At 64.7% G+C, this 16,396-nt stretch carries 11 protein-coding genes; 8 read left to right on the top strand and 3 right to left on the bottom strand.

Going from position 1 to position 16,396, the window contains the following annotated elements:
- The first annotated feature begins 25 nt into the window (after positions 1 to 25).
- The 5 genes from PV760_RS03055 to PV760_RS03035 all read left to right on the top strand — a co-directional run bounded on the left by PV760_RS03055 (position 26) and on the right by PV760_RS03035 (position 9,607).
- A complete protein-coding gene (locus PV760_RS03055) occupies positions 26 to 730 on the top strand; it encodes a hypothetical protein (protein WP_018777412.1) in 705 nt (234 codons plus the stop codon).
- Positions 727 to 5,175 (top strand): type VII secretion EssC family protein, encoded by a 4,449-nt coding sequence (locus tag PV760_RS03050; RefSeq protein ID WP_354627115.1) that lies wholly within the window; start codon positions 727 to 729, stop codon positions 5,173 to 5,175. The genes PV760_RS03055 and PV760_RS03050 overlap by 4 nt, the downstream gene beginning before the upstream one ends.
- A gap of 46 nt (positions 5,176 to 5,221) precedes the next feature.
- Complete coding sequence (ligA, locus tag PV760_RS03045) at positions 5,222 to 7,516, top strand: NAD-dependent DNA ligase LigA (RefSeq protein WP_039240420.1); 2,295 nt, start codon at positions 5,222 to 5,224, stop codon at positions 7,514 to 7,516.
- On the top strand, positions 7,513 to 8,337 hold the full coding sequence (locus PV760_RS03040) for an inositol monophosphatase family protein (RefSeq protein ID WP_018777415.1): 825 nt from the start codon (positions 7,513 to 7,515) through the stop codon (positions 8,335 to 8,337). The genes ligA and PV760_RS03040 overlap by 4 nt, the downstream gene beginning before the upstream one ends.
- 61 nt (positions 8,338 to 8,398) lie before the next feature.
- Positions 8,399 to 9,607, top strand: a complete 1,209-nt coding sequence (locus tag PV760_RS03035) for an AAA family ATPase (RefSeq protein WP_018777416.1) — start codon at positions 8,399 to 8,401, stop codon at positions 9,605 to 9,607.
- A 22-nt stretch (positions 9,608 to 9,629) separates the two neighbouring features.
- Here the strand turns inward: PV760_RS03035 and PV760_RS03030 are convergent, their stop codons facing one another.
- Positions 9,630 to 10,997, bottom strand: coding sequence for an LLM class flavin-dependent oxidoreductase (locus tag PV760_RS03030; protein ID WP_189075845.1), 1,368 nt, complete (start codon positions 10,995 to 10,997; stop codon positions 9,630 to 9,632).
- Positions 10,998 to 11,294: 297 nt separating this feature from the next.
- On the opposite strand from PV760_RS03030, the gene PV760_RS03025 reads away from it, so the two are divergent.
- Together PV760_RS03025 and PV760_RS03020 are read left to right on the top strand one after the other, a co-directional pair.
- A complete protein-coding gene (locus tag PV760_RS03025) occupies positions 11,295 to 11,807 on the top strand; it encodes a GNAT family N-acetyltransferase (protein ID WP_354627114.1) in 513 nt (170 codons plus the stop codon).
- Positions 11,808 to 11,862: 55 nt separating this feature from the next.
- The gene (locus PV760_RS03020; protein ID WP_018777419.1) at positions 11,863 to 12,255 is read left to right on the top strand and encodes a RidA family protein; all 393 of its coding nucleotides are present in this window, start codon (positions 11,863 to 11,865) and stop codon (positions 12,253 to 12,255) included.
- Positions 12,256 to 12,288: 33 nt separating this feature from the next.
- Here the strand turns inward: PV760_RS03020 and PV760_RS03015 are convergent, their stop codons facing one another.
- The gene (locus tag PV760_RS03015; RefSeq protein WP_018777420.1) at positions 12,289 to 12,948 is read right to left on the bottom strand and encodes a response regulator; all 660 of its coding nucleotides are present in this window, start codon (positions 12,946 to 12,948) and stop codon (positions 12,289 to 12,291) included.
- On the bottom strand, positions 12,941 to 14,641 hold the full coding sequence (locus tag PV760_RS03010; RefSeq protein WP_354627113.1) for a sensor histidine kinase: 1,701 nt from the start codon (positions 14,639 to 14,641) through the stop codon (positions 12,941 to 12,943). Before PV760_RS03010 ends, PV760_RS03015 begins: the two co-directional genes overlap by 8 nt.
- A gap of 198 nt (positions 14,642 to 14,839) precedes the next feature.
- Between PV760_RS03010 and PV760_RS03005 the strand changes: the two genes are divergently transcribed.
- Positions 14,840 to 16,339, top strand: a complete 1,500-nt coding sequence (locus PV760_RS03005) for a CitMHS family transporter (RefSeq protein WP_354627112.1) — start codon at positions 14,840 to 14,842, stop codon at positions 16,337 to 16,339.
- Positions 16,340 to 16,396: the final 57 nt, after the last annotated feature.

Here is a 16,396-nt window from a genome sequence, read left to right as displayed (position 1 = left end):
GTTGTCCAGCAAGGAGGCACAGATCATGGGGGATCTAGCAATAGATTTCTGTGGGGAATGGTACGAACCATCCGACGAGGACGTCTTTGACATCGGCCGCGAAGGTGACCTGGAAGTAGACGACAACCCGTACCTGCATCGCCGCTTCCTGCAGATTGCCCGTTACGACGGAATCTGGTGGCTGAGCAACGTTGGCAGCATGCTGTCGGCCACGATCGCGGATGGCTCCGGAGGCATGCAGGCATGGCTGGCACCGGGTGCCAGGATCCCGTTGGTGTTCAGCCACACCAACGTCATTTTCACCGCGGGCCCCACCACCTACGAGTTTGCGGTACACCTGAAGACGCCGTCTTTCCGGCACGAGGCACGCGAGGAAGACCAAGCCGGGGACACCACCATTGGCCCCGTGGTCTTCACCGATTCACAAAAAGCACTCATCGTGGCCCTCGCCGAGCCGATGCTTCGCCGGGAGGGTACCGGTTTCAGCGCCATACCGTCTTCTGCTGAGGCCGCCAAACGCCTGGGGTGGGCCCTGACCCGTTTCAACCGCAAGCTGGACAATGTGTGCGACAAGCTCGACCGCGTTGGCGTCGTGGGTCTTCGCGGCGGAGCCGGCAAATTGGCCACCAACCGCCGGGCGCGCCTGGTGGAGCATGCCGTGACGTCCCACCTGGTGACGCCGGCTGACCTGCATCTTCTTGAGAAAATGAGCGAGGTCGACGAAGGATGAAGTTCCGCCTGACATTGCGGCGTGACCCTGCGGAAGCGAAGGACCTCGCCGTAACCGTGGACGGCCGCGCCACCGTGGCCGACATCGCCACCGAGCTGTGGGCTGCCGACCCCGCACGCAAGGGCACCGAACCGCCGTCGAACCTGTCCATCAGCGTGGACGAAGCGTTCGTCGGCGGTGGCTTGTCCGGTCATGTCCTCAGGCCCACGGAGAACCTCCTGGAATCGGGCCTTCGCCCGGGTTCCAAGGTTTCGCTGGCGCACGTCAGTGAGGAATTCGCCTCCAACGGCCACGGCACCAACAGGGGCCCAGCCGCGGCGACGTTGCGTGTCATGTCAGGGCCCGACGTCGGACGCGAATTTTCGCTGCCGTTCGGCACCAGCTACATCGGCCGGGACCGGGACGCAGACATCCGGCTCTCCGACCCGCTCACCTCCAAGCGCCATGCGCGCATCACCGTGGGCGAGACGGTGGAGATCGTGGACACGAACTCCGCCAACGGTCTCCTCATGGACGGCCTGCCGGTAACGCGGGCCACGCTCGCTTCATCGGACACCGTGACGCTGGGCGACACTACGGTGGGCGTCGTCTCCCTCTCCCGGAACCACGGTGGCGGCCCGTCGTCGCCACTGGTGGATTTCAATCGCTCGCCGCGGGTGCTGCCTCGGTTTGAATCGCCCAAGCGGGTTCCACCAGCTGGTCCGAAACGGCCTGAACACCAGCCGTTCCCGTACATCATGCTGGTTGCCCCGCTGCTGATGGGCGGCGTGCTCTTCGCGGTAACCCAGAACCTCCTGTCCGTGCTCTTCATGGCGATGATGCCGCTGTTCATTGTGGGCCACTACGTGGATCACAAGATGCAGGGCAAGCGCCAGGCGAAGGAAGGCCACAAGCAGTTCAAGGCCGCCATGCTGGCATTCCGCGAGGACATCGACAAGCAACAGAACATTGAGCGCGCCGTCCGGCTCCAGGAAGCGCCCTCTGTGAGCGATACCGTGGACGCGATCTACAAGCTCGGGCCCTTGCTGTGGACCAACCGTCCCGAGCACCAGCACTTCCTGGGCGTCCGTTTCGGTTTGGGCTCTGCGCCTTCGCGCATTCCCTTCGATGAGCCTGCCGCCAACGAGACAGAGCCGCAGTACATGCGCGAAATCCAGGAGTGCCTGCAGCAGGTGCGCGTCATCGAGGGCGTGCCGATCGTGTCACAGCTGCGCACTTCCGGTTCCTTCGGCGTTGCGGGGGACCGCAGTGTGGTTGATGACGTAGCCCGGGGTATGGTGCTCCAGTTGGTGGCCCTCCATTCGCCTGCCGAGGTGGTCCTGACCGCTTTGACGTCGCCGCGTTCGCGTGAGCGCTGGGATTGGTTGCAATGGCTCCCGCATGTCGGTTCAGGCCACAGCCCCCTTTCGGGTGACCACCTTGCGGCCGGCCCTGGCGCGGGCGCTGCCCTGTTGTCCCGCCTGGAAAACCTCGTGGAAGAGCGCGAGTCCCTGTCCAAGGAACCGGGCCCCCAGCCGCGTCCGGGCCTCAAGGACGAGAACCAGGAAATCCCGTCTCCCGTAGTGCCCGCCGTGCTGGTGATCGTGGAGGATGACGCTCCCGTGGACCGCGGCCGCCTGACCAGGCTGGTTGAACGGGGTCCGGACTACGGTGTGCACGTCATGTGGGTGGCGGCAAATGTGCAGGCCCTTCCGGCCGCGTGCCGCGACTTCCTCTCCGTCGACGGCGACCACGGCACCACTACGGGCCAGGTCCGCCTGGGCCGGCACACCTACCCGGTGAGCTGTGAAAGCCTCGACGCCGATCTCGCCACGCAGCTGGCGCGCATGATGTCGCCGCTGGTGGACGTGGGCAACCCGCTTGAGGACGACTCCGACCTCCCGCGTGCGGTCTCCTACGCCACGTTGATCGGCAAGGAGCTGATGGACAACCCGCAGGCCGTCGCCGAGCGGTGGCAGGAAAACAACTCAGTGCACGCCACGGCCGTTCCCAACCGCAAGGACAACGGAAGCCTCCGTGCCCTCGTGGGATCCAAGGGCGTGGAACCGTTCTACCTGGACCTGAAGAACGAGGGCCCGCACGCGCTGGTGGGTGGAACCACCGGTGCCGGCAAGTCCGAGTTCCTGCAGTCATGGGTCATGGGCATGGCGGCCGCGTACAGCCCGGACCGCGTCAGCTTCCTCTTCGTCGACTACAAGGGCGGTGCGGCTTTCGCCGACTGCCTGCACCTGCCCCACACGGTGGGCCTGGTAACGGACTTGTCCCCGCACCTGGTTCGCCGGGCACTGACTTCCTTGCGGGCCGAGCTGCATTACCGGGAACGTCTCCTGAACCGCAAGAAGGCCAAGGACCTGCTGGCTCTGCAACGCGAGGCCGATCCCGAGGCTCCGCCGTACCTGATCATCATTGTCGATGAGTTCGCGGCCCTCGCCACCGAAGTTCCCGAGTTCGTTGACGGGGTGGTGGATGTGGCGGCCCGTGGACGGTCCCTGGGCCTGCACCTCATCCTTGCTACGCAGCGCCCCGCCGGTGTCATCAAGGACAACCTGCGTGCCAACACCAACCTCCGTGTCGCGCTGCGCATGGCTGACGAAGTGGACGCCGTGGACATTCTGGGCGTCCCCACGGCCGCGTACTTTGATCCGTCCATTCCCGGCCGTGGTGCCGCGAAGACGGGACCGGGGCGCATTCAGGGGTTCCAGACCGGATATGCCGGTGGCTGGACCACCGAGAAACCGCAGCGTCCCAGGATCGACATCGTGGAGATGGCCTTCGGGTCCGGACCTGTGTGGGAGCCGCCGCTGGAAGCCCAGGTGGAAGAAGAACCTGCCGGCCCGAACGACATCGCGCGGATGACGGGAAACATCATCCGGGCAGCCGATGTCCTGTCCATTGCCCCGCCACGGAAACCGTGGCTCAACGAGCTCGCCACAACCTACGATTTCTCCAAGCTCCCCAACCCGCGCACCGATGAGCGGCTTCTGTTGGGCGTTGCCGATGACCCCGCGCACCAGGACCAGCCCACCGTGTTCTACGAACCGGACAAGGACGGCAACATGGCCGTCTACGGTACGGGTGGATCCGGCAAGTCGGCAGCGTTGCGGGGTATCGCGATTGCGGCAGCGGTAACTCCCCGTGGCGGACCGGTACACGTCTATGGGATAGACTGTGGCTCCTCGGGCCTGAAAATGCTCGACGGCCTTCCCCACGTTGGCGAGATCATCAATGGTGACGACGTCGAGCGTGTAGGGCGCCTCTTGCGGTGGCTCAAGGAAGTAGCCGACGACCGGGCAGCGAGGTTCGCCGAAGTCAGGGCCTCCACCATTGTTGAATACCGCCAACTGGCGAACCGGCCGGAGGAGAAGCGCATCTTCATCCTGGTGGACGGTATGTCCTCTTTCCGGGAAAGCTATGAGTACAGCAACCTCTCCGCGCTGTGGGATATCTTCCTGACCCTGGCAACCGATGGCCGTCCCCTGGGCATCCACCTCGTCGTCAGCGGTGACCGCACCAATTCCGTTCCGGCGTCGTTGCTTGCCTCCATCCAGAAACGACTGGTGCTGCGGCTCAGTTCTGAAGACGACTACATGACCTTGGACGTCCCCAAGGATGTCCTGAACGCTGCCTCACCTCCGGGCCGCGGACTGCTGGACGGCCTCGAAGTCCAGCTCGCCGTGTTGGGCGGCAACTCGAACCTGGCTCTGCAGGCCCGAGAAGTGTCCAAACTGAGCCAGGCAATGGTTCGCCAGGGCCTCGAGCAGGCACCCCAGATCCAGCGCCTACCGGAGCTTGTTGATCTGGATATCCTGCCCATCGGCGCTCCGGACAACCCCGTTATTGGTGTCGACGACGAAACGCTGGGTTCAGCGGCCATCGCCGCCAAGGGCTCGCTCCTGCTGGCAGGCCCTCCCGGCTCGGGCCGGACGGTCGCGCTGGTCACGTTGGCCTACGCCCTGCGGCGCTCCAACCCACGCACCGACCTTATCTACATCGGCTCGCGCCGCTCGGCGGTGGCATCGTTGAACATCTGGAGCCGGTCGCTGGTAGGAGCCGATGAGGTCTCCGACGTCATCGACGACCTCGTCGACAAGGCTTCCGACAACCCGGGCAGCATGGCCATCTTCATTGAGGGCCTGACCGAGTTCACGGACACATTGGCCGAATCCGGGGTTGGCCGGCTGGTCACCGCTGCCATCAAGGCAGACCAATGGGTGGTTGGCGAGTCCGAAACATCCACCTGGTCCCAAGCCTGGTCTTTGGCGCAGCCATTCAAGTCCGGACGCAGGGGCCTCCTGCTCAACCCGGGGGACGTGGAAGGGGACACGCTCCTGAACACTTCCCTGGGCCGCATCAGCAAGGATTTCATCCCGGGCCGCGGGTACATCGTGGGTCGAGGAAAGGTCCGCAAGCTGCAGATTGCCATGCCGCCGGAAAACCGCAGCTAGGAGGCCGTTGGGCTTGAATGTTGGTGGCTTGCGGCAAGATAGACCTGTGAGCACACCAGAAACTGCGAATCCGGTAGAAACCACAGGTGACCACTCCCCGGCTGTTGCCGTGGAGGGGGAGGGAACACCGCCCGCGGAGTCCTTGCGGGACGAGCATGAGCAATTGGCAGACCTCGTCCGCAAGTACCGGTATGCGTATTACCAGGAGGACTCGCCCACGGTTTCCGATGCGGAGTTCGACGAACTCTACCGTCGCCTCGAGGAACTCGAAGCTCTCCACCCGGAACTCGTCACCAATGATTCCCCCACTCAGGAAGTGGGCGGGGAAGTCTCCTCGGCGTTCGCTGCCGTGGAACACCTGCAGCGCATGTACAGCTTGGATGACGTCTTCTCCTTGGAAGAGCTTGAGGCCTGGGTCCGGAAGGCCGAGGCTTCCGTGGCGAAACTCGGGGAAAGCGTTCCACCCATTGCGTGGCTGACGGAGTTGAAGATCGACGGGCTCGCCGTGAACCTGCTGTACCGGGACGGCAAACTGGTCCGTGCCGCTACACGTGGCGATGGTACTACCGGTGAAGACATCACCCATAACGTGCTCACCATCAAGGAGATCCCGCGGGAACTCAGTGGCTCCGGATTCCCCTCGGAAGTGGAGATCCGTGGTGAGGTGTTCATTCCCTCCAAGGCGTTCGTGGAGTTCAACGAGACACTGGTGGCCGCGGGCAAGGCGCCCCTCGCCAATCCGCGCAACGCCGCGGCCGGTTCATTGCGCCAGAAGGACCCGGCCGAGACAGCCAAGCGACCCCTGAGCATGTACGTGCACGGCATCGGTGCGCGCGAAGGTCTGGAAGCGAAGAGCCAGTCCGGGACCTACAAGCTGCTGGAGCAGTGGGGTCTCCCGGTCAGCCCCTACCTCAAAGTGCTCGGCTCCTTTGAGGAAGTGCTGGAGTTCATCGCCCATTACGGAACTCACCGTCACGACCTTCAGCATGAGATCGACGGCATTGTGGTCAAGATCGACGACTTCGCCACCCAGCGCGCCCTCGGGTACACCTCCCGAGTCCCCAGATGGGCCGCAGCGTACAAGTACCCGCCGGAGGAAGTGCACACCAAGCTCCTGGACATCGCGGTCAACGTTGGGCGCACAGGACGCGTGACTCCTTTCGGACTGATGGAACCCGTGAAAGTGGCCGGCTCCACAGTGGGGATGGCCACCCTGCACAACCAGGATGTGGTCAAAGCCAAGGGCGTCATGATCGGCGACATCGTGATCCTCCGCAAAGCCGGCGATGTCATTCCGGAAATCGTGGGGCCCGTGCTGGCACTGCGCGACAAGCAGGATCCTCCGGTGCGCGAATTCGTGATGCCCACCGAGTGCCCGTCCTGTGGCACTCCGTTGGCACCAGCGAAGGAAAGCGACGTGGACATCCGTTGCCCCAACGCCAAGTCCTGCCCTTCCCAACTCCGTGAGCGCGTGTTCCACCTGGCCGGCCGCGGTGCTTTCGACATCGAAGCCCTGGGATGGGAAGCCGCCATCGCACTCACCCAGCCGGCAGAGCCCGAGACCCCGCCCCTGACGAGCGAGGCCGGCTTGTTCAGCCTGACCCGTGAAGCCCTGGCGGACGTGAAGATCCGTCGTGAAAAGCGTTCCAAGGGTGTGGGAACCGGTGAATACGAGCTCGTTCCGTACTTCTACACCAAGGGAACAGCCAAGTCGCCGTCGAAGCCCACAGCCACCACGGAGAAGCTCTTCGTTGAGCTGGAGAAGGCCAAGAAGCAGCCACTGTGGCGCGTGCTGGTGGCTCTGTCCATCAGGCACGTAGGTCCTACGGCATCCCGGGCCCTGGCCACCGCCTTTGGCAGCATGGACGCCATCCGCAGCGCCACTGAGGAGCAGATTGCCCATGTTGACGGCGTAGGCCCTACCATCGCGGCGGCACTCAAGGAATGGTTCGCTGTGGACTGGCACAACGACATCGTGGACAGCTGGGCTGCAGCCGGAGTGCGGATGGAGGACGAGCGGGATACCTCAATGCCGCGGACCCTTGAGGGACTCACTGTCGTCGTCACCGGAACCCTGCCCAATTTCAGCCGGGATGAGGCCAAGGAAGCCATCATTATCCGCGGCGGCAAGGCCTCCGGATCCGTTTCCAAGAACACCAGCTACCTGGTGGCCGGCGAGAGTGCCGGCACCAAACTGGACAAGGCCGAGCAACTGGGTATTCCGGTGTTGGATGAGGACGGATTCCGTGAGCTGCTGGCCAACGGACCGGCCAAGACCGAAGCAGAGCCCGAAGCCGAAGCAGACCCTGAAGCCACAGCGGCGGAGGCTGAAACAGAATGACGGACACCACAGAGTTACTGGCCGTTGCCAAGCGCGCCGCGGCCGCAGGGGCTGCCGTGCTGGCCGGGCGCTCGGTCAGCGGCACGGCAGGCCACGGCCTGGAGACCACCAACAAGGGCGAGGCCGGCGACTGGGTCACCGCCTTCGACGTGGCGGCGGAGAATGCGGTCCGCGAGGCGATCCTGTCCGAACGGCCGGATGACACCATCACGGGGGAGGAGCACGGAACCACGCGTCCCGCGGAGCCTTCCCGCTACCGATGGTCCATCGACCCGCTGGACGGGACCACCAACTTCATCCGGAACATTGTCTACTACGCCACCTCGGTTGCCGTGGCGGATTCCGACGGCGTATGGCTGGCCGGCGTCGTTCACGCACCTGCCTTGGGACGCGTGTACTCAGCAGCCCGGGGCCAGGGAGCGCAACTGGAAACCGGAGGGCAAACCATCTCCTTGTCGGGGCCCGTGCCGGGCCGGACAGGGCTGATCCTGGCCACCGGTTTCAGCTACGATCCCCTGACCAGGGCCGATCAGTCGGCAGGTCTGGCTGAGCTCATGGAGGGGTTCGCGGATGTGCGCCGCTTGGGCTCCGCGGCGTTGGATCTTTGCCTGGTGGCAGACGGGACCTTCGATGCCTACGGTGAGCGTGGCTTGAACGAACACGACTTTGCCGCGGGTGCGTTGATCGCAGAAGAAGCGGGGTGCTGGGTTCGCCGGCCCAGACTGAGGAGTCCGCTGGATGGAGGGCCCAGCACGGAGGATCGCCTGGCGGCGTGGATGTGTGCCGGTGCCTTGGAACTTTCCGGCAAATTCCCCTTGTGACGGGATTTCGCTGTGACCCGGGTTTCCCTGTGATCCGACTTCCCCGGAGGAAAACCGTCCCGTGATCAAGACACTCGCCATCGCCAACTACCGCTCCATCCGGGATCTGGCCATCGAGCTTCACGGCCTGGATGTCGTGACCGGGGCCAACGGCAGCGGCAAGTCGTCGCTGTACCGGGCCCTGCGGTTGTTGGCCGAATGCGCCGGGGGAGACTCCGGAAACGTGGTGGGCTCCCTGGCCAGGGATGGCGGTTTGTCATCGACACTCTGGGCAGGGCCGGAGAACATCAGCGACGCCATGCGCCGGGGTGAAGTTCCCGTCCAAGGCACTGTCCGCCGGGAGTCCGTGAACCTGAAACTGGGCTATTCCGGGGACGAATTCGGCTATCTGGTGGATCTTGGCATGCCGGTGCCCGGCGGCGTCGGATTTGACCAGGAAACCGGCCGCCCGAGGCCTTCGGCGTTCGGACTCGATCCCGAAATCAAGCGGGAGCAGATATTCTCAGGGCCGGTCGCCAGGCCTGGCTCCTTGTTGGTGGACCGTAAAGGAAGCCTGGCCAGGCTCCGTGACGCCGAGGGCCAATGGACCGAGCTGTCGCGCCGCCTGGATACCTTCCAAAGCATGCTCACGGAAGTGTCGGACCAGGACCGGGCACCGGAGGTACTGCGGGTACGGGACTCGGTCCGTTCATGGCGCTTCTATGATCATTTCCGGACCGACACGGACGCACCGGCCCGCCAAGCCCAGATCGGGACCCGCACCCCTGTGCTGCACCACAGCGGAAAGGACCTCGCGGCCGCGCTCCAGACCCTCCGCGAGGTGGGTTTCGAGCAGAAACTGGACGCCGCCGTGCACCATGCTTTTCCCGGAAGCCGGCTGGAGATTGCGGTCAATGACGGCAGGTTCAGTGTGGAGCTGAAACAGCCCGGAATGCTCCGGCCCATGAAAGCTGCGGAGCTCTCCGACGGAACCCTGCGTTTCCTTCTGCTCACTGCCGCTTTGCTGACTCCCCGGCCTCCGGAACTCATGGTGCTCAATGAACCGGAGACCAGTCTCCACGTTGACCTGATGCCGGCGCTGGCCGGACTGATTGTCCAGGCCAGCGCCTACAGCCAGGTGATCGTGGTGACGCACTCCGAAGCCCTGCTCACGGCACTCCGGGCCAGCGGGTCGGCACACGAGCACGAACTCTATAAGGACATGGGCGAGACCAGGATCAAGGGCCTCGGCGCGCTTGAGGGCCCATCGTGGAGCTGGCCAAAGCGGTGATCCCCGCAGCGGATGGACTGGACTAGAAGGCCGAACCGATGGAGGTCAGCTCCTGCGCTGCAGTTCCGGCGTAGCGGTTGACGGGCCGTTCCAGACCGTAGTGTCCGCGCAGCGTGGAGGCCGTGTACTCGGTGCGGAACAGACCGCGTTCCTGCAGGATCGGCACCACCTGGTCAACAAAAACTTCCAGGCCGGAAGGCAGGACCGGCGGCATGATGTTGAAACCGTCAGCCGCGCCGGCATGGAACCACTCCTGGATGGCATCAGCAACCTGTTCCGGCGTGCCGGTGAACGTCCTGTGGCCCCGGCCGCCACCGAGCCGGGCAATCAACTGCCTGACGGTCAGTTGCTCCCGGCGGGCCAGTTCGACGATCAGTGTATACCGGCTCTTGGCTCCTTCGATGTCGTCCTCCGACGGCAGGTCGGCCGGCAGTGGCCGGTCCAAGGGAAGGTCCTCGGGTGAAAGCCGCAGTGTCCGGGCAAGCTGCTCGCGCGCGTACTCGGGCTTGATCAGGTGATCAAGCTCCCGCTCCAGCTTGAGGGCCTCGGCTTCGGTGGAACCGATCACCGGGACGATGCCGGGCAGGATCTTGATCCCCTCCGGATCGCGTCCCGTAGCCGCGGTGCGTGCCTTCAAGTCCGAGTAGAAGTCCTGGGCATCTGCCAGCGTCTGATGTGCTGTGAAGACAGCTTCGGCATACTGCGCCGCCAGGTTCTTACCGTTTTCGGAGGACCCTGCCTGGACAATCAGTGGGTGCCCCTGCGGTGACCGGGGGACGTTGAGGGGTCCACGGACCCGGAAGTGCTTGCCTTCGTGGTCAATGACGCGGATCTTCTTATCGTCGCCCCACACCCCGTCGGCCTTGTCGGCAAGAATGGCGTCGTCGTCCCAGCTGTCCCAGAGCTTTTGCGCCACTTCGATGAACTCGGCTGCCCGTTCATAGCGGACTGCGTGTGCGGGCTGGTCGTCCACTCCGAAGTTCCGTGCCGCGTCAGGGCCGGCCGTGGTCACCACGTTCCACCCCGCGCGTCCGCCGCTGACCCAGTCCACGGAGGCGAAACGGCGTGCGAGGTTGAAGGGGTCGTTGTAGGTGGTGGAGGCGGTAGCGATGAGGCCGATCTTTTCCGTGGCCGTGGCGATGGCTGTCAGGAGCACTGTCGGTTCGAGTTTTCCGGCCGGCCGCCGGCCTACCTCGCCGAAGAGGACGGGCGAGTCGGCGAAGAAGATGGAGTCCAGCTTCCCCCGTTCCGCGGTACGGGCAAGGTGCTGGTAGTGCTCTATTTTGGTCGAGGCAAAGGGGTCGCTTTCCGGAAGGCGCCATGAGGCCTCATGGTGTCCGGTGCTCATGAGGAAGGCGTTGAGGTGCAGTTGGCGGTCTGGCGGGGTCATGGTTTCTCCTCGGTTCAGGACGGTGTGGGGGCGGGTGTGTGGCAACATAAGCACGTCCGCGAAGAGCACCGCCAGCAGCCCGACATGTGCCCGCAACAGCGCGAAACCGGGGTTCACCGGGCGCAACGGAACGGCATTGAACGCCACGGGAGGCAACAGAAAGGCGCCGCGGGAGGTTCCGCCACACGGCTGCGCAAGCCGGCCATCCGGCGTCGTGCTGTGACCAGAGGTGATAGTTCCATCACGGAAAGCCGCCTTTGGTGACCTGCATGGGTCGGGCGCGACTACCATTGGTAGGTGCTTTCGCCGATTACCGTCCGTCCCGCCCTGCCCGAAGACTACGACGCCGTTGCCCGGATTACGCAGGACTCCTACGTCACCGCGGGGTACTACGGCGATGCCGACCACCCGTACCTGCAGAAGCTTCAGGACGTGGCCGGCCGCGCAGAGCACGGAGATATCCTGGTGGCTGAGCGCAACGGCGAGGTCATCGGCTCCGTCACGGCTGCTCCGGCCGGCGGGGGCTTTTCGGACATTGGCCTTGAGGACGAGTTGGAACTGCGCACCCTTGTGGTGGATCCGGCTGTCCAGCGCTCCGGCGCGGGGCGCGCCTTGGTGCAGGCCGTCGTCGACCAAGCCAAAGCCATGGACGGTATCAACGCCGTGTCCTTGACCACGGGCGCCACCTGGGAAAGCGCCAACGCGTTGTACGCCCGCACCGGCTTTGACCGCGCACCGCATCGCGACTGGTTCGTGCCCGGCACCGACATAAAACTGTTCGTTTACAGGCTCGAGCTCGGGCAGTCATAAAGTTTCCTTCGAAGCGCCGGTCACCGGGCCGGGCGCAACGACAGGAAGGCGCGGCATGCGCAAGACATTCGGTACGGGTTCGGTCTGGGAGCAGACCCTTGGCTACTCCCGCGCAGTCCAGGTGGACAACACCCTCTTCATTTCGGCGACGGCTGCCAGCGGGACCGTGGACGGCAAACCGGCGATTGTGGGCGACGGCTTCTACTCCCAGACCAAGTACATCCTCGAAAAGCTGGGGACGGTCCTGGAAGACGCCGGTTTCTCCTACGAAGACGTGGTGCAGTCCAAGCTGTACCTGACGGACATCAGCAAGTGGGAAGATGCCGGCCGCGCGCACGGCGAGGTCTTCGGCGAGATTCGCCCGACGCTCTCACTGGTCCACGTACTGCCGTTCCTGGATCCGGAAATGCTCGTGGAGATCGAGCTGGTGGCCCAGAAGTCCGCGTAGCAGCGCGGCAAACCGGATTTGTGGGCTGCCGGGTCAGCCCGGAATGCCGTAGCGGTGTTCCGGGCGGCCGGTGGTTCCGTACCGCAGTTGGATCTCGACGGCGCCGTCGTCCGCGAGAGAAGACAGGTACCTTTGCGCTGTGGCCCGGGAAACGCCAACCCGTTCCGCGACCTCCGCGGCGGAATACTGTTCGCCGGGGAGCAGGGATTCCAGGACTGCAGCCTCGGTGGCGGACCGCGGTTTAGCAGCAGGAGCGACGTCGCCGGGAATCAGGGAACGCTTGGCCCGCTCAATGGTGGTCTGGTCGATGGCGGTCTGCTGTCCCAGGATCCGGCGATAGCGGGCATAGGACCTGAGCTGCTGCGATAAGGACTCTGCAGTAAATGGCTTGAGCAGGTACCCCAAAGCGCCCCTGCGGAAGGCCACTTTGATGGACTGGGCATCAGAAGCGGCGGTGAGCATCACGGCGTCCACGTCCAGTTGGCCCAGGAGATCCAGCCCGGATCCGTCGGGCAGGTAGACATCCAGCAGCACAAGGTCCGGCCGCAGGCTGTGGATCGCCTGGAGTGCCTGGGACACAGATCCGGCCGGAGCCAGGGCCATGAAACCCGCCACTGAATCCACGTATGCAGCGTGGAGCCGTGCCACGTGGAAGTCGTCATCCACGATCAGCACCCTCAGGTCCTCAGCCACCGTTGTCCTCCCTCATCGTTGAGCCGGATCCGGTGGTTCCGGATCCGGCGCCGTCCATCACTCCGGGGATGGTGGCCATGAACACTGCACCGGGCCCTCCTGCGGTTCCCGGTTCCAGGACGCGGACATCGCCGCCGCGCCGACGCGCCAGCTGCCGTACCAGCGCAAGCCCCAAACCCTGTCCGGCCCCCGGACGTGACGGTTGCTCCGCCGTCGTGAAGCCCTCCGCGAAAACCTCTTCGGGTTCCAGGCCACCCAAGCCGTCGCCGGAGTCCGCCACCACGATGTGCAGCGCGCCGCCGCCGGGGCTTTGTTCGTCCAGCAGTTCTATGTCCACCCAGTGCTCCGCGGCAGACCCGGCGACGGCGGCGCTCACTGCGTTGTCGATCAGGTTGCCGAGCACGGTGGTGACGTCCTGGGGGTCTGCCACGTGCCCGCGCACCAGGGTTTCGGGGCCGACCCGCAGGGCGACGCCGCGTTCGGATGCTTCCACGCCCTTGGCGCCGACGAAGGCCTGGAGGTAGGGATCCTGCAACAGTTCGGCTTGCTCCACCGGGAATTTCAACGGACCGGTGGCTGAGATCCTGGCCAGGTACTCCTTGGCGGAGTCGTACTGGCCGATGCTCATAAATCCGGCGATGGTGTGCAGCTGGTTGGCGAATTCGTGGCGCTGGGCACGGAGCGCGGTGGACATGGTGCCTACAGCATCCAGTTGCCGGGTCAGCTGCTGCAATTCGGTGCGGTCGCGCAGCATGACCACCCAGCCGAGGTCTTCCTTCCGGTGCCACGCCTTGCGTGCGCTTGCCACGAGGACCCGTTCGCCCGCCACGATTTCAACGGCTTCGGCGTCCCGCGCTGCCGGCCGCGTGAGCTGCTTGAGTTGTTCCGGGACGTTGGCCGAGGTCCAGTCCTGGCCGGTCGCATCAGGGATGTCCAGGAGCCTGGCAGCGGCTGCATTGAATACCGAGATGCGGCCGTCGGCCGCGATGCCGATCACGCCATCATCCACGCCCTGGAGCACAGCAACCTGGTCATGGACCAGGGTGCTGATCTCTTCAGGTTCCAAGCCGAGGGTGAGCCGCTGGAGCCGGCGGCGGAGCAGGAACGAGGCAAGGACACCGGCGAGCAGGGCGCCGCCGGCGGTGAGGGCGATGGGCGCGATGTCCCGCACCAGGCTCTTTGTCAGGGACTCCACGGAGTATCCCACGCTGACTTCGCCCACGATTGTGCCCGGGGCGTCGGGGGAGTAGACGGGCACTTTGGCACCGGCGGAAGGCCCCAGTGTGCCGGTATTGCGTGTGGTGATTTCTTCGCCGGCGAGGGCCACTGAGGGATCGGTGCTGACCCGTTCACCGAGGCGTGCGGTGTCCGGGTGCGCGAGCCGCAGCCCGGTTTCGTCCGTGATGACGACGAACAGCGCGCCGGTCCGGACCCTGGCTGCTTCCGCCGCGTTCTGGAGGGGGCCGGCGGCGAGGACGTCGGGCGGCGGGGTGCCCTCTTCTTTGCTGATGGCCTGGACGTCCGCGCGGATGTCGGGATCGGCGGCAACTGTCCTTGCCAGAGTCAGGGCCTGGTTTTCTGCTTCGTCACCGATCCGTTCATACACCAGCCAGGCGTGGACGATGCCGCTGAGCAGGACTACCAGCAGTACCACCCCGAGCTGGAGGAGGAGGGTCTGGGTGGAAAAGCGCATGCTGGTTCTGTTGTTGCGGGGCACCGTCACTCCTTTCCTCCAGATCCATTGAAGCATTGAGCATAATGCGCAAAACGTTCGCAACGAGCAGTATTCCCAACAATTCCCGGAAACCCCTGCCAGTGATGGACGCCACCCTAATGTCTGTAGTGCGCATCACACCGACGTGGCGCCATTCACAGTAGTAAGGAGCCGGCCGTGCTGGTTTTGCTTGGATTCGCAATGATTGCGGTATTCATGGTCCTGATCATGACCAAAAAATTGACGCCCGTCCTGGCGCTGATCATCGTCCCCACCGTCTTCGGCCTTTTCGCCGGGGCAGGCCTCGGTATCGGTCCCATGGTCATGGATTCCATGAAGTCCATGACGTCCACGGCGGCGCTGCTGATGTTCGCCATCATCTACTTCGGCCTCATGATCGACGTCGGACTCTTTGACCCCCTGGTGAAGTTCATCCTCCGCAAGCTGGGCAACGACCCCGCCAAGGTTGTCCTCGGCACCGCCATCCTGGCCGCCGCAGTGTCCCTCGATGGGGACGGCTCCACCACCTTCATCCTTACTACCGCCGCCATGCTCCCCGTGTACCTGCGCCTCAAGATGAGCCCCGTGGTCCTGACCTGTGTGGCAGGCCTGGCCAACGGCACCATGAACATCCTGCCTTGGGGCGGCCCCACCGCACGTGCTGCCACAGCCCTGAAGCTCGACGTCAACGACGTCTTCGTCCCCATGGTCCCGTCCCTGATCGTCGGCCTGATCGTCGTGCTGGTCTTCTCCTGGCTGCTCGGTCTGCAGGAACGCAACCGCCTCCGCACCACGGCTCCCGAAATCTGGGGCGACGTCGCTGATCCGTCCGAAGCGTTCGACGGCGGCACTGGACGCGGTGGCGCACTCGCCGCAGCTTCCGGCACGGGCTCCGGATCGGGTTCGGGCAAGGGCCGCTTCGGGTTCGGACGCACGGCAGGCAAGCCGGGCACCGGCGGAGGTTCCGGCGTCGCCGTTCTTGAACGTCCCGAAACCCTGGTGGACGACCACGACACCGCCATGGCCGACACGGCCCTGGACCCCAACCGCACCACGCTGCGTCCCAAGCTGTTCTGGTTCAACCTGGGCCTCACGGTTGCCGTCATGGTGACCCTGGTTGCCAACATCGTTCCGCTGCCCTTCGTCTTCATGGTCGGCTCAGCCATCGCCCTGCTGGTGAACTTCCCCAAGGTCAAGGACCAGGGCGCGCAGCTGATTGCGCACGCGCCGTCAATCGTCGCCGTGGTCAGCATGGTCATGGCAGCCGCTGTCCTGACCGGTGTGCTGAACGGTACGGGCATGGTCAAGGCAATGTCCGAATGGCTGGTCCAGATCATCCCCGCGGACATGGGCCCGTTCATGGCAGTCATCACCGGCCTGCTGAGCATCCCGATGACCTTCTTCATGAGCAACGACGCCTTCTACTTCGGAGTCCTGCCGGTCCTGAGCGAAACCGCAGCCCACTACGGAGTGGGCGCCGCCGACATGGCGCGTGCTTCCATCACGGGCCAGCCGTTCCACCTGCAGAGCCCCCTGGTTCCGGCCATCCTCCTGCTGGTATCACTGGCCAAGGTCGACCTGGGCGACCACCACAAGAAGGTGCTCTGGCGCACCGCGGTCATCTCGATCGTCATGCTGGCCGTCGGTGTCCTGACCGGAGCGATCGGCATCGGCTGACCGCCCGCAGGCGCCGCGAGCTTCGACTACAAGCTGCGGCACCGCCGAATACGCCGC

The sequence above is a fragment of the Paenarthrobacter sp. CC6 genome (assembly GCF_040560085.1).
GTDB classification, from domain to species: Bacteria; Actinomycetota; Actinomycetes; order Actinomycetales; family Micrococcaceae; genus Arthrobacter; species Arthrobacter nicotinovorans.
The sequence above is the reverse complement of the archived record's forward strand: the minus strand, read 5'-3'. Positions and strand labels throughout refer to the sequence as shown.

Excerpts from the sequence above, each read along its gene's own strand:
- PV760_RS03020 (WP_018777419.1), top strand. The coding sequence starts at position 11,863 with ATGCGCAAGACATTCGGTACGGGTTCGGTCTGGGAGCAGACCCTTGGC.
- PV760_RS03050 (WP_354627115.1), top strand. The coding sequence starts at position 727 with ATGAAGTTCCGCCTGACATTGCGGCGTGACCCTGCGGAAGCGAAGGAC.
- PV760_RS03010 (WP_354627113.1), bottom strand. The coding sequence starts at position 14,641 with ATGCGCTTTTCCACCCAGACCCTCCTCCTCCAGCTCGGGGTGGTACTG.
- PV760_RS03040 (WP_018777415.1), top strand. The coding sequence starts at position 7,513 with ATGACGGACACCACAGAGTTACTGGCCGTTGCCAAGCGCGCCGCGGCC.
- PV760_RS03030 (WP_189075845.1), bottom strand. The coding sequence starts at position 10,997 with ATGACCCCGCCAGACCGCCAACTGCACCTCAACGCCTTCCTCATGAGC.
- PV760_RS03055 (WP_018777412.1), top strand. The coding sequence starts at position 26 with ATGGGGGATCTAGCAATAGATTTCTGTGGGGAATGGTACGAACCATCC.